This is a genomic window from Kribbella sp. NBC_01510 (assembly GCF_045040325.1).
Lineage (GTDB): Bacteria > Actinomycetota > Actinomycetes > Propionibacteriales > Kribbellaceae > Kribbella.
Genome location: NZ_CP109418.1, coordinates 8637598 through 8662233 on the forward strand (window position 1 = coordinate 8637598; position 24636 = coordinate 8662233).

Sequence of the window (24636 nt, forward strand, 5' to 3'; positions counted from 1 at the left end):
CGCGCTGTGCCCGCTGATGCGATCGTACCTTGTCCGGTCCGGAGCCCACCGAAGGGACCCGAATGCCGGTCACTCCGCTTCACAGCTCCGCGGAGGTTTTTCCATCGAGACGGCCGTATCGATGACGAGCCTGCCGCCCTCCCGGACCAGGCGGTAGCGGTTGTCCAGCCGGTTGCACCGCCGGCCGTCGGCGCCGGTGGTGACGGGTGAGAAGAGCGCGTTGAACGTGATCCGGGCGTAGGCGCCGTCCTTGGCATACCGGGAGACCTCGGTGATCTCCGGGCCGAAGAAGTATGTCGTGCGGTGACTGCGCCGATCCTTCACCGGAGTGATCGACCGGGCCAGCTGCTCGGAGTACAACGCCTGCAACGCGGGGAAGTTGCGCCTGTTCTCCTGCGTCAGATAGTTGCCGAGCAGCTTCTGGACCTCCGCCGCCAGCGCTGTGTTCGCGACCAGCAACTCCGGGGCGATCGCGGTCTGCGGTCCACGCGACTCCTCGCACGAACCTCCTGCGACGGCGGTGATCCCGGTCGACCTCGGCACGGCGTACCCGCGCAGCTTCTCGAGTGGGACGATCCTGCTCGCCTGGACCGTACGGCCGACGACCACACCGACCACCTGGCCAGCCTTGTCCACGACGGGGCCGCCGAGCTTGGTCGCGTTCATGACCTCGCTCAGAGCCGTGGGATCAGCTGCCGAACCGATGGGGTTCATCACCTGCTCGCCGGCCGCGGTGTAGCCGATCAGCGCACGCTTGGCCTTCGGATCGGGATCTTCGCGCGCCAGCGACAGCCGCTCGCCGTCCAGGCTCCCGATCATCTGCAGTACGGCGACTCCGTCCGGGCTGGTGCCGAGCAGATTGGCCGGGCGGATCCGGTGGTCCGGGGTGACGATCACGATTGACAGTGCCTGCTCGATCGCGGATGCCGCGGTGAGGATTCTGTCCCCGTCGATCAGCGCGCCGGTCGCCTCGCCGGTGCCTGCGCAGGTCGTGGCGAGCACCCGGACCACGGCCGGGCCGGCCGTCTTCATGACCTCCTGGCCGACTGTTTCCGTGACCTCCGGACCGGCCGCGTCGATGACCTCCGGTGATACGGGGCCCACGTTCTGTGACCGGATCCACCATCCGGTGGCCGCACCGCCCGCGACGATGATCAGCAGCACGATGAAACCGGCCAGGATCCGCCCGAAAAGCCACGGCTGTCGCGGTGGCGGCTGCGGGCCACGCGACGTACTGCTGTCCAGTTGGGTGAGCGAGCCGGCGCCCGGGGGGATCCGCCGAGGCGGCCGCGGCAGCTCGCGCCCCTCCATCGGTTCCCCCCATCATCAGCACAAACCACAACCGTCACTGATTGTGCCAAAAATACAGGTCCGGGCCACCCACCTGGGTGCCCCGGACCTGTTCTTTCGTTACGTCAGCGCGCGGCGCTGCCCTCGACGTAGTCGTCGTCGTGCGACTTGACCCACGCCATCAGGCCGCGCAGATCCTTACCCACGGCCTCGATCGGGTGCTCCTGGCTCTTCTTGCGGAACTCGGCGAACTCCGGCGCGCCGGCGTCCTGGTCGGCGATGAAGCGGGCCGCGAAGGTGCCGTCGGTGATGTCACCGAGGACCTCCTTCATCCGCTGCTTCACCGACGCGTCGATGATCCGCGGGCCGGACACGTAGTCGCCGTACTCGGCGGTGTCGGAGACCGACCAGCGCTGCTTGGCGATGCCGCCTTCGTAGATCAGGTCGACGATCAGCTTGAGCTCGTGCAGGCACTCGAAGTACGCGACCTCGGGCTGGTAGCCGGCCTCGGTGAGCACCTCGAAGCCGGACTGGATCAGCGCCGACACGCCACCGCAGAGGACGGCCTGCTCACCGAACAGGTCGGTCTCGGTCTCCTCGGTGAAGGTGGTCTTGATCCCGCCGGCCCGCAGACCGCCGATGCCCTTGGCGTACGAGAGCGCCAGGTCCCACGCCTTGCCGGTGGCGTCCTGCTCGACCGCAACCAGCACCGGTACGCCGCGACCCTCGGTGTACTCGCGACGGACCAGGTGGCCCGGGCCCTTCGGGGCGACCATGAACACGTCCACGCCGGCCGGCGGCTTGATGTAGCCGAACCGGATGTTGAAGCCGTGACCGAAGACGAGCGCGTCGCCGTCGACCAGGTTCGGCTCGATGGCCTCCGCGTAGAGCTTGCGCTGGGCCGGGTCCGGCGCGAGTACGACGATGACGTCGGCCTCCTCGACCGCCTCGGCCGGGGTGAGCACCCGCAGGCCCTGCGCCTCGGCCTTGGCCCGGCTCTTCGAGCCCTCGGGCAGTCCGACCCGGACGTCGACGCCGGAGTCGCGCAGCGACAGCGCGTGGGCGTGGCCCTGGGAGCCGTAGCCGAGCACGGCCACGTGGCGGCCCTGGATCACCGACAGGTCGGCGTTGTCGTCGTAGAACATTTCAGCTGCCACTTCGGGCTCTTCTCCTCTGTAGTGAATGGGGGTACGGCGTTCAGGCCTGACGGGCCGGGGCCACTGGCCGGCCCGGCGGGGGTGCCGGGACCGGGTGGTGCGCCCGGTCGACGGGTTGCGCCTGCACGGTCGGGGTGCCGGAGGCGACGTACGGCGGTGGCACCGGGACCGGCCGCAGCGTGCGGTCGGAGATGGAGCGACTGCCCCGGCCGATCGCCACCATGCCGGACTGCACCAGCTCGCGGACGCCGAAGGGTTCCAGCACCCGGAGCATGGCCTCGAGTTTCTCGGGATTGCCGGTCGCCTCGATCGTGATCGCGTCCGGAGCCACGTCCACCACCTTCGCACGGAACAGCTGGACGGTCTCCAGCACCTGTCCCCTGGTCAGGGTGTCCGCCTTGACCTTCACCAGCAGCAGTTCGCGCTGAACCGTCTGGCTGGGCTCGAGTTCGACGATCTTGATCACATTCACCAGCTTGTTCAGCTGCTTGGTGATCTGCTCCAGCGGCTGCTCGTCCACGCTGACCGCGATGGTCATCCGGGACACCTCGGGGTGCTCGGTCGGACCGACCGCGAGGGAATCGATGTTGAACCCCCGTCGCGAGATCAGCGCCGCGACACGGGCCAGCACACCGTGCTTGTTCTCGACCAGGATGCTCAAGGTGTGTTTGGACATTAGAGCTCCTCGGTGTCCCACTTGGGCGCCATGTCGCGGGCGATCTGGATGTCGTCGTTGCTGGTGCCGGCCGCGACCATCGGCCAGACCATTGCGTCGCGGTGCACGACGAAGTCGACCACGACCGGCTGGTCGGTGACCGACATCGCCTTGTCGATCGTGGCGTCGACCGAGTCCTTGTCCGAGCAACGCAGCCCGACGCCGCCCATCGCCTCGGCCAGCTTGGCGAAGTCCGGGATCCGGGCCGAGTGCAGGTCGGTGTTGGAGTACCGCTTGTCGTAGAACAGCGTCTGCCACTGCCGGACCATGCCCAGCGACTGGTTGTTGATCACGGCAACCTTGATCGGGATGCCCTCGAGCGCGCAGGTGACCAGCTCCTGGTTGGTCATCTGGAAGCAGCCGTCGCCGTCGATCGCCCACACGGTCTTGTCCGGCCGGGCGACCTTCGCGCCCATCGCGGCCGGAACGGCGTACCCCATGGTGCCGAGGCCGCCGGAGTTCAGCCAGTGCCGCGGCTTCTCGAACGGGAGGTAGTGCGCGGCCCACATCTGGTGCTGGCCGACGCCCGCGGTGTAGACGGCGTCCGGGCCGGCGATCTTGCCGATCCGCTCGATCACGTACTGCGGGGACAGGCTGCCGTCGTCGGGTTCGTCGTACGCCACCGGGTACTTGCTGCGGACCGCCTCCAGCTGGTGGCGCCAGGCGTCGTACGACGGGGTGCGGCCGGCGTTCGCGATCTCGGTGCGGAGCGCGGCGAGCAGGTCGGTGATGACCTCCTTGCAGTCCCCCACGATCGGCACGTCGGCGGCACGGTTCTTGCCGATCTCGGCCGGGTCGATGTCGGCGTGGATGACCTTCGCCTCGGGCGCGAACGAGTCGAGCCGGCCGGTCACCCGGTCGTCGAAGCGGGCGCCCAGGCAGATGAGCAGATCGGACCGCTGGAGCGCGCCGACCGCGGACACCGAGCCGTGCATCCCGGGCATGCCGAAGTGCAGCTCGTGGGTGTCGGGCAGCGCGCCGCGGGCCATCAGGGTGGTCACCACGGGAATGCCGAGCAGCTCCGCGAGCTCCTTCAGCTCGGCGTCGGCCTGGGCCCGGATCACGCCGCCGCCGACGTACAGGACCGGCTTCTCGGCCGCGGCGATCAGGCGGGCCGCCTCGCGCACCTGCTTCGGGTGCGGGCGGGTCACCGGCCGGTAGCCGGGCAGCGACAGCTCGGTCGGCCACTGGAAGTCGACCCGCGCCTGCATCGCGTCCTTGGTCACGTCCACCAGCACCGGGCCGGGCCGGCCGGTGGAGGCGATGTAGAACGCCTCGGCCACCGTGGTGGCGATGTCGTTCGGGTCGTTGACCAGGAAGTTGTGCTTGGTGATCGGCATCGTGATGCCGCGGATGTCGGCCTCCTGGAAGGCGTCCGTGCCGATCGCGGCGCTGGCCACCTGACCGGTGATCGCGACCATCGGGACCGAGTCCATGTACGCGTCGGCGATCGGCGTGACCAGGTTGGTCGCCCCGGGACCCGAGGTCGCCATGCACACACCGGTCTTGCCGGACGCGGCGGCGTACCCCTGCGCGGCGTGGCCGGCGCCCTGCTCGTGACGTACCAGGATGTGGCGGATCTGGGTCGAGTCGAGCATCGGGTCGTACGCCGGGAGGATCGCGCCACCCGGGATGCCGAAGACGGTGTCCACTCCGGCATGTTCCAGTGCGCGGATCAGAGCCTGTGCCCCGGTCAGCTGCTCACTCATGAGTGCCTTCCCTAAGTCCTGTCACGATTGGCTTGTCGCGACCGATCCATCCTCGCTCTTGGTTGTCGTCTCTGCTCATCTGGGTCGCAGATAGTCGCATCGGCAACAAAAAACCCCCTCCGCCGGGTGGGCTGAAGGGGGCGCGCTCGACTCTGTGGTCGCGTCAGTCGGCGCGCCGCACAAGTACGAGGAGAATCGATCGCATGTAGGCAACACTCGCCGACACACCGCGATCGGGTCAAGTTCGGCGCTCATGTGTCTCATTTATTGAGATGACCGTCTTAGATACAGACGGCTCCTTGGGAGGCCGAGCCGACCAGGCGGGTGTACTTGCCGAGCACGCCCTTGGTGATGGCCGGAGTCCTCGGGGTCCAGCCCTGCCTGCGGAGTTCGATGATCTCGGGGGTGACGTGGAGGTCGAGGGTGCGGTTCTTCACGTCGAGGGTGATCCGGTCGCCGTCCTGGACGAACGCGATCGGGCCACCGTCGGCCGCTTCCGGGGCCACGTGCCCGACGCAGAGTCCCGTCGTACCGCCGGAGAAGCGGCCGTCGGTGAGGAGCAGGACGTCCTTGCCGAGGCCGGCGCCCTTGATCGCGCCGGTGACGGCGAGCATCTCGCGCATACCGGGGCCGCCCTTCGGACCCTCGTACCGGATCACGACGACGTCGCCGGGGTTCAGCTCGGCGACCGCATCCATGGCAGCCCGTTCACCGTCGAAGACTCGCGCCGTCCCTTCGAAGACGTCGGAGTCGAAGCCTGCGCTCTTCACCACCGCGCCCTCCGGGGCGAGCGAGCCGTGCAGGATCGTGATGCCGCCGGTGCGGTGGATCGGCTTGTCGAGCGCGCGGATGATCGTGCCGTCGACGTCGGGCGGTGCGATGTCGGCGAGGTTCTCGGCCATGGTCTTACCGGTGACCGTGAGGCAGTCGCCGTGCAGGAGGCCGGCGTCGAGCAGCGCGCGCATCACCACCGGGATGCCGCCGACGCGATCGACGTCGGTCATCACGTAGCGACCGAACGGCTTCAGGTCTCCCAGATGTGGAACTCGGCTACCGACTCTGGCGAAGTCCTCCAGCGTCAGATCCACCTCTGCCTCACGCGCGATCGCCAGCAGATGCAGGACTGCGTTCGTCGACCCGCCCAGTGCCATCACTACCGCGATCGCGTTCTCGAACGCTTCCCTGGTCAGGATCTGCCGTGCCGTGATCCCCTTCCGCAGCAGGCCTACCACCGCCTCGCCGGACTTGCGGGCGTAGCCGTCGCGGCGGCGATCGACGGCCGGCGGCGCGGCCGAACCGGGCAGCGACATACCGAGGGCCTCGGCGGACGCGGCCATCGTGTTGGCGGTGTACATGCCGCCGCAGGCGCCTTCACCGGGGCAGATCGCCCGCTCGACCGCGTCGACCTCGTCCTGGGTGATCAGGCCGCGCAGGCACGCGCCGACCGCCTCGAACGCGTCGATGATCGTGACGTCCTTGTCGCCGAGCCTGCCCGGCATGATCGAACCGGCGTACAGGAAGACCGCGGCCAGGTCGAGCCGGGCCGCGGCCATCAGCATGCCGGGCAGCGATTTGTCGCAGCCGGCCAGCAGGACCGAGCCGTCCAGCCGCTCGGCCTCCATCACGGTCTCGACCGAGTCGGCGATGATCTCGCGGCTGACGAGTGAGTAGTGCATGCCGACGTGGCCCATCGAAATGCCGTCGGACACGCTGATCGTGCCGAACTCGAGCGGGTACCCACCTGCCGCATGAACCCCTTCCTTGACCGCCTTCGCGAGCCGGTCCAGGGACAGATTGCAGGGGGTGATCTCGTTCCAGCTCGACGCGACGCCGACCTGGGGCTTGGCCCAGTCGTCGTCACCCATGCCGACGGCCCGGAGCATCCCGCGGGAGGCGGTTGCTTCCAGGCCGTCGGTCACTGTGCGGCTGCGTGGTTTCAGATCGACCATGCAGCTCACTCTATGGGCTCAGCGCACAGGCACCAGGTCCAGCACAGTCTGGTCCACGGAGTTGCCTGACCGGTCCGTCACCGCGGTCCGGACCGACAGCGACTTGCCCGGCTGGAGCATCCACGGCGCGACGACGGTCTTGTAACCGTCCCCGGTCCGCGCCAGCGGCGCCTGGGTCCAGTGCTTGCCGCGGTCGGAGGACACCCAGAGCTTCGCGGCCTTCACCGGCACGCCGGCGCCGTCCGGGTAGCTGAGGTCCAGATCGAACTGCATCGGCCGCCCGGCCGGTGTGCTGCCGTCGAGAGCTACGTAGGGGTCGTAGGCCGGACGGATCATCGGCGGCTCCACCGGATTCTCGTCCCTCCCGGCAGGTGCGGTGGCGGTGAATTCCCAGGCGGTCTCCGCCTCCCCGGACGTCGGGACCGCCTTGGTCCGCCAGCTGTGCTCCACCCGCCAGCGGGCCGGCCCTGCGGGCACGTCGAAGACGTAGCCCACATCCGGAGCATCACCGATCAACTCGCCGTTGCGGTACAGCGCCAGCCGCTGCCCACCGACGATGGAACCGTCCACAATGCCGACGTGGTTGGCGTCCCCCATCCCGACCTGCAGGGCGAACGTGCTGTTCCACATGCTGTGGCTGCGGATCTGTGGATGCACCGCGGTACCGAGAGCTGAGCGGACCTTCTCACCGCGCTGGTACGTCCGGACCGGGTCGTCACACAGTCCGGCATCGCCGCTGGCGGGCGCCTTCTCGCACTGCCACCACGCGACGTCCGGACCGGCGGACAACAACTCGACCTCGCGCGAGGGAGCCTCCACGGTTCGTTCGCTCGTCCAGGACATTCCGCTGTACCTGCTCTGCACGCCACGGACGACGCGACGTTCGCCACCACCCCACGCGGTGCCGAAACTGGTCTCGACCGAGGCCATGTCGCGCACGGCGTTGCGGTCGACCGGCTTGACCAGCGGCGCGCTGAAACGGTTCGCGCTCTGGTAAACCTGGTACAGGTCCGGGGTGTCGTGGCCGGTCTTCTCGGTCGACCTCAGCTGCCACCGGGTGACAGCTTCGGCGAAGCCGCCCTGGGGAGCGGCCGTGGGCGTCACGTACAACCGGCCGGCAGCAAGATCGGCCGCTGTCACCGGCAGCTCGTCGGCCTGCCAGTTCTGCGCGTCCTTGCCTCGCGTGAAGCCGATCGTGCCCTCGACGACCCCGGTCGGTTGGCCCTCCACGACAGGAGCCTTCACCTGGACCGCCTGACGGGCGTCCAGTGTGAACGACGTGTTCCGGGTCACGGTGACGTTCGACTCGACGGCAAACGTCATCGTGTCGCCTGTCGGTACGAAGCCGTACGCCATGTGCACCCCGGGCGTAATTCGGGCGGTTCCGCGACCCTGGTCGTCCAGGAGGATCTGGTTGTAGTGACCGTCGGTGCTGTTGAAGACGTTGACGTAGCCACCGGAGACCGGCTTGCCGTTGCGGTCGAGCACCAGGACCGAGGCGTCGTACATCGGCGGCTCGTCGTAGGCGTTCAGGGCCAGCCGGAGGCGCCGTTTCCCGGCGCTGTCGATGACGTCGAGCGCACCCTCCCAGATGTTGTCGACAATCGAGTTCCACTGCCCGACGACGTCGCTCAGGCCGGTCGGGTCGAAGGTCACCGTGGCGTCGGCGGTCCCACCGGCGGGCACGGTCAGGGTGGCCGGTGACACGGTCACCGCAGACCCTGGGGCCTGCTTGTTCCAGATGGTCACCTCCTGGTCGGCGAATGTGAGCGTGACCGGCTCGGCACTGGGATTCGTCAGCGTCAGAGTGCGCTTCTGCGGCGAGTCGTCAGGGTGGCGGATCGCCGCGTAGTCGATCACGCCGACGTTCGGCACCAGGCCGGTCGGGGACGTCGCGACGTCCAGGTTCACCCTGCCGCTGCCGAACCACCCCGTGAAGACGCCGGTGCTGTCGACAGCACTGCTGCTCAACCGCGCCTTCAGTTGCTGCCAGGTCAGCTCCGGGTGCTGCTGGAGCAGCAACGCGGCCGAGCCGGTCACCAGCGGCGTGGACCGGGACGTACCCAAGCCCATGGCGTACAGGTCGCCGTCGCGCGCACCGGCCCGGGCGCCCAGGATGCCGGTGCCGGGCGCGGCGATCTCCGGCTTCTGCCGCCAGGAGTACGTCGGGCCCATGCTGGTGAACCGGGCCCGGTTGCCGGCCGGATCGAGCGCACCCACTGTCAACGCGGAGTCAGCCGTACCCGGCGTCTCGACCGAGAACGGTGTGGCGTAGAAGTCCCCGTCGTCGCCGGCCGCGACCACGAACAGCGCACCGCTCTGCGCCGTCAGCCGGTCGACCGCGTCGGCCAGCAGGTCGTCGCCCTGGAACGGGGCGCGGGCGCCAAGGCTGACGTTGACCAGGTCAGCGTGCTGCCCGACGGCCCACTCCATCGCCGCGATCAGCTCGGACACGGTGCCCTCGCCGGCCGCGTTGAGGATCTTGCCGGAGATCAGTTCGGCTCCGGGTGCGATGCCCTTCCGGGCGCCGTCGGACCCGGCGCCGTTGCCGGCCACCAGCGACGCGATCTGGGTGCCGCGACCGAAGTCGTCCTGCGGGCCTTCGCCGGTGAAGTCCTCGGTGGCCGTCACCTTGCCCTCGAGTGCCGGGTGGCCGGTGTCGATGCCGGAGTCGAGGATCGCGACCTTCACGCCGTGACCGTCGAGGCCGCGGCGCCACGCGGTCGGCGCCTGCACCTGCTCCAGGTATGGGTCCAGCGGTGCCGCTGCGGCCTTGGAACCGCTACTCGGCGGCGTCTTGCTCGTCGATCTGCCGGTCCCGGGCGCCGACTCAGGCACAGGGTCACCATGCAGGGCTGTGTCCAGCCAGATCTTGGCCGGCAGGGCGGACCGGGCGGCCGTCAGGGCCGATCCGAACGCTGTCGCCCAGGACTTCTCGATCCGGCCCGCAGTCGCACCGATGCTGGCCAGCGTGCGGCTCGGGGTGAATCCGGCGTTTGCCATCGTCCGCGCGCCGGAACTCTCCCGCACGATCACGGGCAGGTCCGCGCGGTGCGCGTCGTCGTACCCCATCTCGACGAGGCCGGTCACGTCGAACAGGGCAGGGTCGAGTACGCCGGGAACCAGGCTCGCGACGTCGTGCGGGATCACGCTGATCCGGCCGTGGTCGTTACGTACGGCGTACCCGACCGCGGACCCACCGTCGCGGGACCGGACGTCGACCTGCGGCTTCCCGTCCGGGCCGGGCCGCAGCGTGACGTGCTCGCCGGTCAGCAACGTCACTGTGGCGGGGCTCCTGAGTACGGGGGCCGGCTCGACGACCGGCGCGCCAACTGTCGGCGCCGCGGTAGCGGTGACTGGAGCAGTCAGCCCGGACAGCGCCAGGGCGCCGCTGGCCAGCAGCGCCGGTATCGGTAAAGATCGTGGAAACCCCACCGGGTACACCATCCTTGCTGTAGGCACCGATCAGGTGCGGACGTCTTGCCATAGGCACCGATCAGGTGCGTCGTGACCTTTGGTATCCGATCCCACCCGGCGCGGTCACGAGACTGCCGTGACAGGAGGCCGACATGACCGGAATCAGTCACCCGCCGACCGACAGCGGTCGCACCCGACTCGAGGCGTACGTCGACGGGTGGCGGCGGCACGACATCGCGGCGGTTCTGGACACGTTGACCGACGACTGCGTGGTGATCGAGTCGTATGGGCCGGTCTATCGGGGCAAGGCGCGGGTCGAGCAGTGGATGAACGCCTGGTTCGGCGCCGGCGGCACCGTCGACGCCTGGGAGATCACGTCATCGGCGGCGGCCGGCGACACGCTGATCGTCGAGTGGCGCTTCGAGTGCACGTGGAAGGGCGAACCCGGCGCCTTCGACGGCGCCACGATCGCACGACTCGACCAGGGCCGCATTGCGTACCTCCGCGAGTACGCGACCACCGCTGCGCTCTACGACTGGACCGGAGTCTGGCGCGACTGAGTTTGGATCCGTGGATGCTGACCGGTCCGATCCCCCGCGATGGCGTCCACTTCATGGGTTGTCCGCTGCCGTCGTGGGTTCTCCCCTCGTCCACCAAGGGAGAACCCACAACGGGATGGGAAATCCGGCGCTTCGGTTGGTTCGGTGGGTGTTGCTCGTGCCGTCGACCGGATCGCCAGGCCATCACAACGTGGCGGGGACGATGGCCTGCCACGGATGATCGCGGCCTCTGGGTGATTGTGATGGCCTGGAAGTCCGCCACAGCCCGCCCGGCGGTGGTGGGTTGGGCGATGCCGCGCCGCGGACCGGACCTGCAGCACTCACCAAGCAGCGCGATGCCAGACAGGCCCCGCTCGGCCGCGAGCAGTCGGCGGCTGACGACCGGGTTTGGTGAGTGCCCCACGTCCGCCCAGGCCAAGACCCGCGGGCGGCCGGGGCAGGCTGGGGAGGATCTCCCACCCGATCCGGGATCCGGGACGAGATCCTCCCCGCCCCCCGGCGGCAACCGACAGAACAAGGCCGACTGCCGGGGACGCGAAGGAGGCGAACGAGCCACCCACGGATACGTCAGAAGAGCCGGTTATCCCCTGCCGTTGTGGGTTCTCCCCGCGTGCACCGAGGGAGAACCCACAACAGGACGGGATATCCCCCGGAAGTTGCGCGGTGGGCTGCGGCGGAGCGAGATCACGGGACGAGCGCCGGACCGGTTCACGGATCCGGGCTGATATGTAGGGCCTGTTTGTCAAGTGGGCGTGGGGAGTCGGTCCTGATGTCGGGGCAGGACGAGGGAAGGGTTTCCCCGCCGTGGTTGCCGCCTGGATGGCCGCCCGCAGTCGGTGTCAAGGCTGGCCGTAGGCCACCCGGCAGGGCTTGGCCTTGACGCCGGCGAGGACGACGTCATGCTGATATGTAGGGCCTGTTTGTCAAGTGGGCGTGGGGAGTCGGTCCTGATGTCGGGGCAGGACGAGGGAAGGGTTTCCCCGCCGTGGTTGCCGCCTGGATGGCCGCCCGCAGTCGGTGTCAAGGCTGGCCGTAGGCCACCCGGCAGGGCTTGGCCTTGACGCCGGCGAGGACGACGTCATGCTGTGCGGCGTTGCGGGGAAGGGGGGCCCGCTGGGGGTGGAGGCCGAGGTCAGCGTGTCGTTGCACGACGCGTGGTCAAGGCTGATATGCGCGGGTTGGTTACCTGCAGGACCGTGTGTTCGGCTGGAGCGTAGCGCGGGTCTAAGGACGAGCGTGGCCAGAATGGCCCTTGTGGCATTCGGGCTGCTCATAGCCTCGGGGGCGCGTTGCTCCTCGCGCTGCCGGTTCCTCGGATCTCCACTCCCAACGGGGGCTCGGGTTAGGGCACGTTTCAGTCGGGGATCACCGCCAGCGACCAGCACCAGCCGGCCAGTTCGCGGGCGACGGCGACGTTGGCGATCACCGGTCGTTTCTTGCGCAGGTTCAGGTCGACCCAGCGGGCGTGCAGGCGCTGGTTGCCGGCATGACCGCGGGCCCGGGCCGCGGCCGGGGCCTGGTCCCAGCGGCGTCGCAGCACCACGCCGGGGGTGTAGGTGGTGCGGTGATGCCAGGCGGCCTCGACCAGCAGCCGCCGCACGTGGGCGTTGCCGGTCTTGGTGATCGCGCCCAGCACGCGGCTCTGCCCAGAGGAGTGTTCGCTGGGCACCAGCCCGACGTAGGCGCCGATGCTCGCGCCGGTGAACCGTTGCCAGTCGCCGATCTCGACGGCGAGCGCGAACCCGGTCAGCGTGGAGATGCCCCGCAGACACGCCAGCCGCCGCGTCACCGCGGTGAACTCGCTGTCCCCGGCTAGCGTGTTGATCTTCTCGTCCAACCGGGCACGGCGAGCCGTGGTCAGCACGACCGTCTCGTAGGCATCATCGAACGCGATCCGGGTCGGGACCGAGTCGAAGCACTGCTGGCGCAGCCACCGGTCGTGCAGCTCGGTCCACGCCTTACCGCCTGAATACACGATCCCGTGCCGCAGCAGCAGCTTCGACACCCGATGCCGGGCCCGCATCAGATCCTGCCGGGAGGCCTCCCGGGCCCGGACCAGGTCACGCGCGGCCTCCTCGGCCGGGCCCGGGATCCGCACCGGCACGACCTCGTCCAGCCGCAGCAACCGGGCCAGATGCAGCGCGTCCCGCGCGTCGGTCTTCACTCGATCGCCCGCGGGCCGCTGCAGCTTCGACGACGCCGCCACCTCGCACCGCAGCCCCGCCGCGATCACTGCACGAGCCAGACCGAACCCGGTGGGCCCGGACTCATACACGACAGCGCATGGGCCCGGCAGCCTGCCGATCCACTCCAGCACCTCCGCGTGCGACGGCGTCAACCGCGCCTTGAACACCTCACCGGTCTGCCCGTCGATCGCCGCTGCAGCAACCGACCGTGCGTGCACATCCAGACCAACACTCGTACGCTCAGAAAACACCGGGACCTCCTCACACCTGTCGGAAAGGCCGAACACCACAACCGCGTTCGGTAACCCACGATTGCGCGAGCGAGGTCCCGGCCAGCAACTACCCCCAACTCGAGAAGCAGTTCCTACATACGGTCTAAAGTGTTGGTCGACCGCGACTGGCGAGGGTGGAGTACCACCGGGGAGCGGGTTGTGGACAAGGCGTCGTCCGCCTGGGTGCCTCCGGCTCTCGTTTCGGAGGTTTCTGATGCGCTACGGCATGAATCCCCACCAGCCCGCCACGATGACGGCTCTCGGCGGCTCCCCGTTCGCAGTCGTCTCGGGCGTTCCGTCGTACGTCAACGTCCTGGATGCGCTGACCGGTTGGCAGCTCGTCCGCGAGGCGTCCGGTGCCTTCGGCGTTCCGGCGGCGGCGTCCTACAAGCATGTGTCTCCTGCTGGGGCGGCGCTGGGGGACAGCGTGGCCGGCGCCTACCTGCGTGCTCGCGATGCCGATCCCAAGTCGTCGTACGGCGACTTCGTTGCCGTCTCGCATCCGGTCGACGCGGAGCTCGCCGGGGTGCTCAAGCGTGTCGTGTCGGACGGGATCATCGCGTCCGGGTACGACGAGGGCGTGGTCGGGACGTTGGCGGCGAAGAAGCGTGGGAGCTTTCTGGTGTTGGAGGCGGATCCGGCGTTCGAGCCGCCGGCGGAGGAGGTTCGCGAGCTTTACGGACTGCGGTTGACACAGCGGCGGGACGACGTACCGCTGACTCGTGAGCTGCTGGATCCCGCGGTGCCGGACGCGGCGGCCCGGGATCTCCTGCTCGGGCTGATCGTGGTGCGGTACACGCAGTCGAACACGGTCGCGATGGTCAAGGACGGCATGACGATCGGCGTCGGCGCCGGGCAGCAGTCGCGGGTGGACTGCACCCGACTCGCCGGCGAGAAGGCTGCCGCGTGGTGGGACCGCCGTTCGACCGAAGCGCTCGCGGATGTGGCGATGGTGTCCGACGGTGCGCTCCCCTTCGTCGACAACGTCGAGGAAGCGCACCGGTACGGCGTCGCGCATATCGCCGAGCCGGGCGGGTCCATCCGGTCGGACGAGGTCGCACAGGCGTGCGCCGTGCGCGGCATCAGCTGGTCGCCGACCGGCGTCCGGCTGTTCCGGCACTGATCAGGCGACGTCGACCTTGGGTGGCTCGCGCTCGGCCGGGGCCGGCTGCGGACCGCCTTCCAGCTGGATGTCGGGAATGATGCGGTCGAGCCAGTCCGGCAGCCACCAGGCCCGGTCGCCGAGCAGCGTCATGACGGACGGGACCAGAACCATCCGGACGATGCTGGCGTCGATCAGGACGGCGACGGCCATGCCGACCGCCAGCATCTTCACCGTCGGGTCGTCGTCGAGGACGAAGCTCAGGAAGACCACGATCATGATCGCCGCCGCGGTCGTGATCACCCGAGCGGTCGCGCCGATCCCGATCGCCACGGCGCGATGGCTGTCGTTCGTCGCGATCCAGGCCTCGTGCACGCGGGACAGCAGGAACACCTCGTAGTCCATCGACAGCCCGAACACGATCGCGAACATCAGCATCGGCACGAACGACGGGATCGGCACCTTCTCGTCGATCCCGACCAGGGAGGATCCCCAGCCCCACTGGAAGACCGCGACGATGACGCCGTACGCGGCGCCGACCGACAACAGGTTGAGGATCGCGGCCTTGACCCCGATCAGCAGCGAGCGGAACGCCACGGTGAGCAGTAGGAACGCGAGCAGCACCACGGCGCCGATCAGCCACAGCATCCGCCCGGCCACCTTCTCGGTGAAGTCGACGTACCCGGCGGTCGTGCCGACGACGAAGGTCGGCTCCTGCTGGCCCGCGAGTACGTCGTCGCGGATCCGGTTGACCAGATCCTCGGTCTCCGCCGACGACGGTGACGTGGTCGGGATGACGGTGATGATCGCCGTCGTACCGGCGCTGTTCATGGTCGCCGGTTGGACGGCGGCCACTCCGGCGGTTTTCTGCAGCGTGGACGTGAGGCCGGTCAGCAAGGTCTGCTTGTCGGTCGAGCTCTCGGACGGGAGCTGTACGACGACCGTCAGCGGACCGTTGGCACCCGGGCCGAACCCTTGGGCGACCAGGTCGTACGCTTTCCGGCTCGAGTCCGCCGCCGGATCGGTGCCGGCGTCGAGCTGGCCAAGGTTCATCGACAGCAGTGGTATGGCCAGGACGAGCAGCACGAGGGTGGCGGCGATGCCGTACGGCCACGGCCGGTCGCTCACCTTGCGTCCCCAGCGGGCGAACGGGCTCTGCTCGTGCTTGAGGTCGCGTTGCTCGCGCTCCTCCGCCCGGTGCTCGGCCACGGCCTGCTCGTTCGGGAGCCCGGCCTCGAGCTCCCGCTCCTCCACCAGATGGTGCCGGTCCTTGCGGTTGAGGACGAGGAACTTCGCCAGGCCGAGCATCGCGGGGATGAGGGTCAGCGCCGCCAGCACGGTGACCGCGACGACGATGGCCGAGGACAGACCGAGCGCGCCGACGAACGGTACGCCGGAGACGTAGAGGCCGAGAATCGCGATGACGACCGTCCCGCCGGCGACCAGGATGGCCGCGCCGGACGTCGACTCCGTGCGACCGGCCGATTCCTCGACTCCGATCCCGTCCTCGAGCTGCTCGCGATGGCGCGACACCATGAAGAGCCCGTAGTCGATCGCGACGCCGAGTCCGAGCAGGGTGGCGACCGTCGGCGCCGAGACCGGGAAGTCCTTCACCGCTGCGAGCAGACCGAGGATGGCCAGCCCGCCGCCGACGCTGAAGATCGCGGCGATCAGCGGCAGTCCGGCCGCGACGATCGACCGGAACATCAGGAACAGCAACAACAGCGCGAGCGCGAGGCCGATGGTCTCGGACAGGGTGTCGTCCGCCTGTTTCCCGATCTGGCCGGCGCCTCCGCCATACTCGACCTGGAGCCCGGCGGCCCTGGCCGGCTGGACGGCGGCATCCAGTTTGTCGAGATAGCTGCTGTCGAGCGACGCCGGCACCACCGAGAAGGAGACCGGAGCGTTGACGATGCTGCCGTCCTTGGAGATGTACGCCGTCTGTGACGTCGCCAGCGGGTCGACGGCCGAGACCACGTCCGGCAGCTTGGCGACGGCCGCCATCGACGTCTTCACCGCGTCGGCCTGCTCGGAGACCGTGCCGGTCTTCGCGTGGAAGACGATCGAACCGGAGTAGCCGCCGGCGGTGGCGAAGTCCTTGTTCAGGATGTTCAGTCCGGCCGACGACTCACTGCCCGGGACCGTGTAGTTGTTCACGTACGTGCCGCCGAACGCGGACCGTAGTACGAACAATCCGACGACCAGCACCAGCCAGCCTGCGATCACGAACCAGTGGAACCGTGCGGCCCCCCGGCCGAGACGATCCAGAAACGCGTGCACAGGGCCCCCTCCCCCAGGTGCCCCCCAGGCGACGGCCCCGCCGTCGACCCCTCCGCCGACAGTAAGCCGGGCCCGACGCCCGTCACAACCCCTCGCCCCCCGGGCACACCCCTACGCCACCAACCGATCGCTGCCCGTCACCCGGACTGCAGTCTTCCTTTGGCGCGGTGTCAACCGCCCGCGACGCTAGGCAGGATCAGCAACTCATCTCCGTCGCTCAACTTCGTCCCCGGGCCGTCCAGGTCGCGGATGTTGTCGTTGTGGAGGTAGACGTTGACGTGCCGGCGGACGGCGCCCTGCTCGTCGGTCAACCTCCGTCGCAGCACTGGGTCGAGGGCGGCGAAGGCCTCGGCGACGGTGGAGCCGTCGACCTCGACGCACTCGGCTCCGCCCGCGAACGGCCGGAGGACGGTCGGCAGGCGGACGGAGATCATCAGATCACCGCGGCGCGCACGGTGAGCACATCCGGCAGGTGACGTGCCACCTCGACCCAGGTGTCACCGGCATCGCCGCTGGCGTAGACGCAGCCGTCGCGGGTGCCGACGTACACACCGGCCGGGTCGGCGGTGTCGGTGGTGAGCGCGTCACGCAGGACCGGGACATACGACACGTCGGGAAGGCCCGTCGTCAGCGGCTCCCAGGTCGCTCCGGCGTCGCGAGAGCGGTAGACGCGGCACTTGGCCTCGGTCGGGATCCGGTTCGCGTCCGCGATCAGCGGGAAGACGTACACCGTCGCCGGCTCGTGCGGATGCACCGCGATCGGGAACCCGAAGTCCGACGGCAGCCCGTCCGCGATCGACTTCCAGATCGCCCCACCGTCGTCGGACCGGTAGACGCCGTGATGGTTCTGCGCGAACATCCGCTCCGGTACGGCGGGATGCGCGGCCAGCTTGTGCACACACTGACCGAACTCCGGGTAGGGGTCGGGGAAGAACTTCGCCTGGATCCCGTGGTTCGCCGGCTCCCACGACGCGCCGCCGTCGGCCGTCCGATAGACCCCACCGGTCGACATCGCGACGCTGACCTGCTCGGGATCGGTGGGATGCGGCAGCACCGTGTGCACCGCCTGACCACCGAAGCCAGCGCCCCACTCCTTGCGGTGCGGATGGTCCCACAGCCCGCGGACCAGCTCGAACGTCACTCCCCCGTCGGTCGACTTCCACAGCGCCGACGGCTGCGTCCCGGCGTACACGACACCCGGCTGACCGGCCGGTCCAGGCTGGATCTGCCAGACCCGCTCGAGTGCGGCGTCGGCGTCGGCCGGGAATCCGATCGATCCCTCCGGCGGCTCGTCCCAGGTCGCACCGAGGTCGTCGGAGTGGAAGACGGCCGGTCCCCAATGCTCGCTGGTCCCGCCGGCGAACATCCGCGGCCGCTCACCCCGGGTGTCGATGCCCACGGCGTACACGCCCTGCATCTCGAAGTGCGGCCCGTCGAGGGTCCAGTTCTTGCGGGCGGCATCGCTCCGGCCGATCCAGAGCCCCTTCTTGGTCCCGATCAGCAGTACGGCCTCGGACATCCTTGTCCTCCTCGTTTCAGCGCGGTGGACCTGCCACCACATTGATCAGCGGTTCGCCGGAGACGTAGCGCTCCAGCTGTGCGCGCACCAGGCGCGCCACCCGCGGCGCGAACGCCGTCGAGGCACCGCCGCGGTGCGGATTGATCAGCACGTTCGGAGCCGACCAGAGCGGATGACCGGCGGGCAGTGGCTCGGGGTCGGTCACGTCCAGAGCGGCGCTGATCCGCCGCGTGCCGAGCTCGGCCAGCAACGCGTCGGTGTCGACGACGACACCGCGAGCAACGTTCACCAACAGCGCGCCGTCCTTCAGGCTCGCCAGGAACTTCGCGTCCACCATCCCGCGCGTCTCCGCAGTCGCCGGGGTCAGCAGGACGACGACATCCGCCCGCGGCAGCAACTCCGGCAGCTCGGTGATCGGATGTACGCCGTCCCTGGCCCGCCGGGCGACCCGGATCACCTCACACTCGAACCCGCTCAGCCGCCGCTCCAGCGCCTCCCCGATCGACCCGTAGCCCAGGATCAGCACCGTGCGATCCGCGAGTGAGTCGTCGACCTCGTCGTACGAGCGGGGCCAGACCTGCTGGTCCTGGTCGCGGACGGCCCGCGGCAGGCGCCGGTACGACGCGAGGATCAGGGCGACCGCGAGCTCCGCGGTGGACGCGTCGTGGACCCCGCGCGCGTTGCACAGGGTCACGCCCTCGGCCAGATGCGGCAGCACATGCTCGAAGCCGGCGGTCTGCAGCTGCACGACCTTCAGGCTCGGCATCTCGCTGACGATGTCGATCACCCGGGAGCCACCCATGTATCCCGGCACGTAGACCTCGACCTCGGCGAGCGACTCCGGCCGCTCCCCGCCGTCGTAGAAGTCGACGTCGAATCCCGCGGGCAGCCCGCCGAGGAAGGTGTCCGGGTCCTCCCACGGCAGCCATGCCTTCACCACATCAGCCATGCCCACGAACCTACTCGGGTGCCAGGACACTTTTGAACACCCGTGCCAGACACCGGACGTCGTCGTACTCTGGATCGGTGCCTTCGACATCGGATCTGGCGGCGACGCTCGAGCATGATCAGGCCGTAGGGCGATTGCGGGAGTCGTATCAGCGGATCCCTCCGGGCGACCCCGTCCGGCTGGCGAAGCGCAGTTCGAACCTGTTCCGCCCACGGACGGACGTCGAGCGCCCCGGCCTGGACGTGTCGAAGCTGACCGGCGTGATCAGCGTCGACCCGGCCGCGCGGACCGCGGACGTCCAGGGCATGTGCACGTACGAGGACCTGGTCGCGGCCACGCTCCCGCACGGGCTGACCCCGATGGTCGTGCCGCAACTGAAGACGATCACGCTCGGCGGCGCGGTGACCGGGCTCGGCATCGAGTCGTCGTCGTTCCGGGCCGGACTGCCGCACGAGTCCGTGCTGGAACTCGACATCCTCACCGGCGCCGGCGACCTGATCACCGCACGCCCGGAGGGTGAGCACGCGGACCTGTTCCGGATGTTCCCGAACTCCTACGGCACTCTCGGCTACGCCACCCGGCTGACGATCGAGCTCGACCGGATCTCGCCGTACGTCGCCCTCCGGCACGTCCGCCTCGGCCTCGACGAGCTGGCCCCGGCGATCGACGAGATCGTTGCCTCAAGCACGTACGACGGGGAGCCGGTGCAGTTCGTCGACGGGGTCGCGTTCAGCCCGTCGGAGGCGTACCTGACCCTCGGGCGGAACAGCGACGCCGCTGTGCGGACCAGCGACTACACCGGCCAGCAGATCTACTACCGCTCGATCCAGCAGCGGCCGACGGACTTCCTCACCGCGCACGACTACCTGTGGCGCTGGGACACCGACTGGTTCTGGTGCTCGGCCGCGTTCGGCGCACAGCATCCGGTGGTACGGCGCCTGTGGCCGCGACGCTGGCGGCGGAGCGACGTGTTCCACAAGATCGTCGGCCTCGAGAACCGGCATCATGTCGCCGCACGCCTCGACCGCCGGCGCGGGCGGCCCGATCGCGAACGGGTCGTCCAGGATGTCGAGATCCCGGTCGACCGGCTGGCCGGGTTCCTGCGCTGGTTCGACGCCGAGGTCGGGATGCGGCCGGTCTGGCTGTGCCCGCTCCGGCTGCGTGGGTCGGCGGACTGGCCGCTGTACCCGCTCAAGCCCGGCGAGACCTACGTGAACGTCGGCTTCTGGGGCACCGTGGCGATCGCCCCCGGCGCCTCCGACGGTGACGTGAACCGGCGGATCGAGGCCGCGGTGGCCGAGTTCGGCGGGCACAAATCGCTGTACTCCGACGCGTACTACGACCGAGACACCTTCGACCGGCTCTACAACGTGCCGGCCTTGACCGAGGTGAAGCAACGCTACGACCCGAACGCCCGGCTCACCGGGCTCTACGAGAAGGCGGTGACGCGCCGATGACGACGCTCGCGACCCAGGTTTCGATCGCTGACGCACTGACCACGGTGACTCCGGCCGGCCTGCCGTTCCGGTTCACGGCGTACGACGGGAGCGCGACCGGCCCGGAGGACTCGCCGATCCACATGCATCTGGCCTCCGAGCGCGGCCTGTCCTACGTACTCACGGCACCCGGGGACCTCGGCCTGGTCCGCGCGTACGTGATGGGCGATCTGGAGATCACCGGCATCCACGAGGGCAATCCGTACGACCTGATGCGGATGATGCTCAACCAGGTGCACTTCGAGCGTCCGACGACGGCGGAGGCGCTGCGGATCGTCCGCGGGCTCGGTTGGAGTCACCTGAAGCCGCCGCCGCCCCCGCCGCAGGAGCACCTGCCGAAGTGGCGTCGTACCTTCGAGGGACTGCGGCACTCGAAGGCCCGGGACAAGGCGGCGATCCACCACCACTACGACGTGTCGAACACGTTCTACGAGTGGATCCTCGGCCCGTCGATGACCTACACATGTGCCGTCTATCCGACTGTGGAGGCCTCGCTGGAGGAGGCGCAGTACGAGAAGTACGACCTGGTCGCGCGGAAGCTCGACCTTCAGGCCGGGCAACGGCTCCTCGACGTCGGGTGCGGCTGGGGAGGCATGGTCCGGCACGCGGCCCGCGAGTACGGCGTTCGTGCGCTGGGCGTCACGCTGTCGTCCGCCCAGGCCGAGTGGGCCAACGAGGCGATCAAGCGGGAAGGACTCGAGCACCTGGCCGAGGTCCGCTTCCTGGACTACCGGGACGTCGCCGAGCGCGATTTCGACGCGATCAGCTCGATCGGCCTGACCGAACACATCGGCGTGCGCAACTACCCGTCGTACTTCGGGTTCCTGCTCGACCGGCTGAAGCCCGGCGGCCGGCTGCTGAACCACAGCATCACCCGCCCGGACAACCGCTTCCGCTCCACCGGCGCGTTCATCGACCGCTACATCTTCCCCGACGGCGAGCTGATCGGCTCCGGCCGGATCATCGCCGAGGCCCAGGACGCCGGCTTCGAGGTCCGCCACGAGGAGAACCTGCGCGAGCACTACGCCCTCACCCTGGCCGCCTGGTCCGACAACCTGGTCGTCCACTGGGACGAGGCCGTCGCCGAGGTCGGCCACCCCACCGCCAAGATCTGGGGCCTTTACCTGGCCGCCTGCCGAGTCGGCTTCGAACGCAACAACACCCAACTCCACCAGATCCTAGCCGTAAAACTCGACGACGACGCCAACGCCCACTTCCCCCTCCGCCCCACCTGGCTCAGCTGAACCCTCGTCTTGACTCCATGCCCGTCATGCATGGAGTCAAGGCGGAGTCGGCATTGGACCGTCTCCCCCGCGCCGGGAGACGGTGGGTGCGTGGATGTCGAGTTCGGGGTGTTGGTGGATGTTCGGGCGGAAGGGGCGGGCTACTCGGGGGAACGGGTCGAGGAGGTCGTGGTTGCCGATCGGCTCGGGTTCGACGGCGCCTGGCTGTCGGAGCACCACTTGGCGGCGGATGGGGCGTTGCCTTCGCCGTTGGTGATGGCGGGAGTGCTGGCCGGGCGGACGGAGCGGATCCGGATCGGAACCAACGTGCTCGTGTTGCCGTTGCATCACCCGCTGCGGGTGGCCGAGGATGCCGCCGTACTCGATCTGGTGTCGGGTGGGCGGTTCGTGCTCGGGGTCGGGCAGGGGTATGCCGAGCGGGAGTTCGCTGCCCTCGGAGCGGACCGACGGCGGCGTGGCGCGCTGCTAGAGGACGGTGTGCGGCTGGTCAGGCAGGCTTGGGCGGGTCAGCTGGGAGTCACGCCGCGGCCGCGGGGTGAGATCCCGATCTATGCCGCCGGAGTGACTGCGGCGGGGCTGCGCCGGGCCGCTCGGGTGGGCGACGGGGTGATCATCTACTGTGCGACCCCGGCCGATCTGATCGAGCGGCGACAGCTGCTCGACGAGGTCGTCGACAACCCGCCGCCGTTGATCTGCACCGGGATCATGCACGTGGACGATGACGCGGACCGGGCCTGGGCCGATGCCGCGCCGGGGATCGCTTACCTGGAGGGGGAAATCGCGTCGTACGGCGGGACCGAACCGCCGGCGTTGCGGCGTGACGACTACCTGGTGGGTACGCCGGACGACATCGCCGAACGGTTGATCGCTCTGCACGAGGCGACGCGGTTCGTCCACTTCGCGCACTGGCTGAGACTGCCGACGCTGTCCCACCAGGCCGCGATGCGGTCTCTCGAATTGATTGCAGGTCGGGTCGTTCCCGCCGTACGGGCTGGTGTCAGCCGCTAACTTGGGAGGCAATCGACCTGAGGAGACGGCGTGGGCGGGACCAGGGTCAGGCAGCGGGGCGGGGCTGCGGTGTTCTTGACTGCGTTGGCTTTGGTGGCCGGGTGTTCCGACGATGCGCCGGCTTCTCCGAGTACGACGTCTGCGCCGACCGGCTCGGCTGCAGGCCAGCAGGCGTCCGTGCGGCTGACTGTGGCGTCGACCGTGGCGACGGGGATCCAGGTGCCGTGGGGGTTGGCGTTTCTGCCGGACAAGAGTGCGTTGGTGGCGGAGCGGGACTCGGGGAAGATCAAGCGGATCGCCGGCGGGCAGGTGAGTGACGTCGGCACGGTGGAGGACGTGAACGCGTCGGCGGAGGGTGGGTTGCTGGGGCTGGCGGTGGACCCCGGGTATCCGGGGAAGCCGTACATCTACGCGTACTACTCCGGCGGAGACGACAACCGGATCGCCCGGATCACGTACCAGGACAACCAGCTGTCCGACCAGCAGGTGATCCTGGAAGGGATCCCCTCCTCCGCCATCCACAACGGCGGGCGATTGCGATTCGGGCCGGACGGATTCCTGTACGCCGGGACCGGCGACGGCTCGGATCGGCCGAACTCGCAGGACGACGGATCGCTGGGCGGGAAGATCCTGCGGATCACGACCGACGGCAAGGCGGCGCCGGGCAACCCGGACGGTCGCCTGTGGATCACCAAGGGCCACCGGAACGTGCAGGGGCTCGCGTTCGACGGCACCCAGTTGTACGCCGCCGAGTTCGGCCAGAACACGTGGGACGAGCTGAACGCGATCACGCCCGGCGCGAACTACGGCTGGCCGGCCGCCGAGGGGATCAGCCACCTCGACGGGATGACCGACCCGATCGCCCAGTGGCACACCTCCGACGCCTCGCCGTCCGGGATCGCGTTTGCCCAGGGGTACATCTTCATGGCGTCGTTGCGCGGGCAGCGCCTCTGGGCCATACCTGTTGCCAACGGCAAGCGAATCGGCGAGCCGCAGGCGTTCTTCACCAACCAGTACGGCCGGTTGCGCACCGTGGAGGCGGCTCCGGACGGGTCGCTGTGGCTGACCACATCGAACACCGACGGGCGCGGCGACCCTCGGGGCGGCGACGACCGGATCCTCCGGATCACGATCAGCCGCTGATTGCCAACCGTTTCAAACCTTTGGCCGTCTGGTACTTGTGGAGGAAAGCCAGCGTTCGGAGGAGGAGATCGGTATGCGGACCGGCCAGGTGTCCGTCGTTCCCAGCAGTGTGATCGCTTCGGTGAGCAGCTACGAGGATGCTCACCGAACGGTCGGGTACCTGCGAAGTTACGGGATGGACGCGGCCAGCCTGGAGGTGGTCGGCGCCGGGCTCCGGCGGGCCGAGAGACAGCGAGCGATCCCGGTCGCCCGGCTCACCGGTGCCGGGGCGCTGCAGGGTGCGCTGCTCGGCGTACTCGCCGCGATCTTCGTCACGCTCGTGGCCCAGACGACGCTGACCGGCCTGGCCGTCGTCGTGTGGGGTGTCGTGTACGGCGCTCTGATCGGTGGGCTGTGGGGGTTGTTCAAGGGGCTCGTCCGCAACCGCCCCGACGCTGTCTCCATCGAGATCGTGCCGACCCGCTACGAGGTGCGCTGCCCGCCCGACGAGCTCTCCGTCGCTCGGACCCTGCTGGCCGACGCCGCCGACATCGACGACGGCCGGGTCGAGCGCGAGGTGATCGCGGACGCACCGCAGCACGAGCCGAAGCCGCGAACGGAAAAGGACGCGGCCTGAGCTGAGTCGCCGGACCCCGGGTGA

17 protein-coding genes, 1 pseudogene and 1 riboswitch are annotated in these 24636 nt (G+C 69.2%); of the genes and pseudogenes, 7 read left to right on the plus strand and 11 right to left on the minus strand.

Annotated elements, in window-relative coordinates; genetic code table 11:
* Positions 1-69 precede the first annotated feature (69 nt).
* From OG558_RS42170 to OG558_RS42195, 6 genes and pseudogenes are all read right to left on the minus strand, one after another.
* On the minus strand, positions 70-1311 hold the full coding sequence (locus OG558_RS42170; RefSeq protein WP_405068035.1) for a trypsin-like peptidase domain-containing protein: 1242 nt from the start codon (positions 1309-1311) through the stop codon (positions 70-72).
* A 104-nt stretch (positions 1312-1415) separates the two neighbouring features.
* On the minus strand, positions 1416-2435 hold the full coding sequence (gene ilvC / locus OG558_RS42175) for a ketol-acid reductoisomerase (protein ID WP_329484942.1): 1020 nt from the start codon (positions 2433-2435) through the stop codon (positions 1416-1418).
* Positions 2436-2619: 184 nt separating this feature from the next.
* A pseudogene (gene ilvN, locus OG558_RS42180) lies at positions 2620-3123 on the minus strand (acetolactate synthase small subunit); the annotation flags it as partial.
* Positions 3123-4871, minus strand: a complete 1749-nt coding sequence (locus OG558_RS42185) for an acetolactate synthase large subunit (protein ID WP_329479792.1) — start codon at positions 4869-4871, stop codon at positions 3123-3125. The gene OG558_RS42185 and the pseudogene ilvN, both read right to left, overlap by 1 nt.
* A gap of 281 nt (positions 4872-5152) precedes the next feature.
* Positions 5153-6820, minus strand: coding sequence for a dihydroxy-acid dehydratase (gene ilvD / locus OG558_RS42190; RefSeq protein WP_405068036.1), 1668 nt, complete (start codon positions 6818-6820; stop codon positions 5153-5155).
* 18 nt (positions 6821-6838) lie between these two features.
* The gene (locus OG558_RS42195; protein ID WP_405068037.1) at positions 6839-10255 is read right to left on the minus strand and encodes a S8 family peptidase; all 3417 of its coding nucleotides are present in this window, start codon (positions 10253-10255) and stop codon (positions 6839-6841) included.
* Between the two features lie 134 nt (positions 10256-10389).
* Between OG558_RS42195 and OG558_RS42200 the strand changes: the two genes are divergently transcribed.
* Positions 10390-10797, plus strand: a complete 408-nt coding sequence (locus OG558_RS42200) for a nuclear transport factor 2 family protein (RefSeq protein WP_329479798.1) — start codon at positions 10390-10392, stop codon at positions 10795-10797.
* Positions 10798-12151: 1354 nt separating this feature from the next.
* Here OG558_RS42200 and OG558_RS42205 read toward each other — a convergent pair.
* Positions 12152-13234: an IS110 family transposase gene (locus OG558_RS42205; RefSeq protein ID WP_405068038.1), complete on the minus strand. Its 1083-nt coding sequence runs from the start codon at positions 13232-13234 to the stop codon at positions 12152-12154.
* Between the two features lie 132 nt (positions 13235-13366).
* Positions 13367-13447: riboswitch (ZMP/ZTP riboswitch) on the plus strand.
* Here OG558_RS42205 and OG558_RS42210 point away from each other — a divergent pair.
* Positions 13413-14378 carry a 5-aminoimidazole-4-carboxamide ribonucleotide transformylase gene (locus OG558_RS42210; protein WP_405068040.1) on the plus strand — a complete coding sequence of 322 codons (966 nt, stop codon included), beginning with the start codon at positions 13413-13415 and terminating at the stop codon, positions 14376-14378. (Overlaps the previous riboswitch by 35 nt.)
* On the opposite strand, the gene OG558_RS42215 is transcribed toward OG558_RS42210, so the two are convergent.
* The 4 genes from OG558_RS42215 to OG558_RS42230 form a co-directional block, all read right to left on the minus strand.
* Positions 14379-16637, minus strand: a complete 2259-nt coding sequence (locus OG558_RS42215; protein ID WP_405068042.1) for an MMPL family transporter — start codon at positions 16635-16637, stop codon at positions 14379-14381. It abuts the gene before it with no gap.
* Between the two features lie 170 nt (positions 16638-16807).
* Positions 16808-17071, minus strand: coding sequence for a MoaD/ThiS family protein (locus tag OG558_RS42220; protein WP_329479804.1), 264 nt, complete (start codon positions 17069-17071; stop codon positions 16808-16810).
* The gene (locus tag OG558_RS42225) at positions 17071-18156 is read right to left on the minus strand and encodes a WD40/YVTN/BNR-like repeat-containing protein (RefSeq protein ID WP_405068043.1); all 1086 of its coding nucleotides are present in this window, start codon (positions 18154-18156) and stop codon (positions 17071-17073) included. The genes OG558_RS42220 and OG558_RS42225 overlap by 1 nt, the downstream gene beginning before the upstream one ends.
* A 16-nt stretch (positions 18157-18172) precedes the next feature.
* Positions 18173-19105: a 2-hydroxyacid dehydrogenase gene (locus OG558_RS42230; protein WP_405068044.1), complete on the minus strand. Its 933-nt coding sequence runs from the start codon at positions 19103-19105 to the stop codon at positions 18173-18175.
* A gap of 77 nt (positions 19106-19182) precedes the next feature.
* On the opposite strand from OG558_RS42230, the gene OG558_RS42235 reads away from it, so the two are divergent.
* The 5 genes from OG558_RS42235 (at position 19183) to OG558_RS42255 (ending at position 24612) form a co-directional block, all read left to right on the plus strand.
* Complete coding sequence (locus OG558_RS42235; protein ID WP_405068045.1) at positions 19183-20562, plus strand: FAD-binding oxidoreductase; 1380 nt, start codon at positions 19183-19185, stop codon at positions 20560-20562.
* A complete protein-coding gene (locus OG558_RS42240; RefSeq protein WP_405068046.1) occupies positions 20559-21845 on the plus strand; it encodes a class I SAM-dependent methyltransferase in 1287 nt (428 codons plus the stop codon). Before OG558_RS42235 ends, OG558_RS42240 begins: the two co-directional genes overlap by 4 nt.
* Before the next feature lie 90 nt (positions 21846-21935).
* A complete protein-coding gene (locus OG558_RS42245) occupies positions 21936-22853 on the plus strand; it encodes an LLM class flavin-dependent oxidoreductase (protein ID WP_405068047.1) in 918 nt (305 codons plus the stop codon).
* Positions 22854-23030: 177 nt separating this feature from the next.
* The gene (locus tag OG558_RS42250) at positions 23031-23996 is read left to right on the plus strand and encodes a PQQ-dependent sugar dehydrogenase (protein ID WP_329479815.1); all 966 of its coding nucleotides are present in this window, start codon (positions 23031-23033) and stop codon (positions 23994-23996) included.
* Positions 23997-24069: 73 nt separating this feature from the next.
* Positions 24070-24612 (plus strand): general stress protein, encoded by a 543-nt coding sequence (locus OG558_RS42255; protein WP_405068048.1) that lies wholly within the window; start codon positions 24070-24072, stop codon positions 24610-24612.
* Positions 24613-24636: the final 24 nt, after the last annotated feature.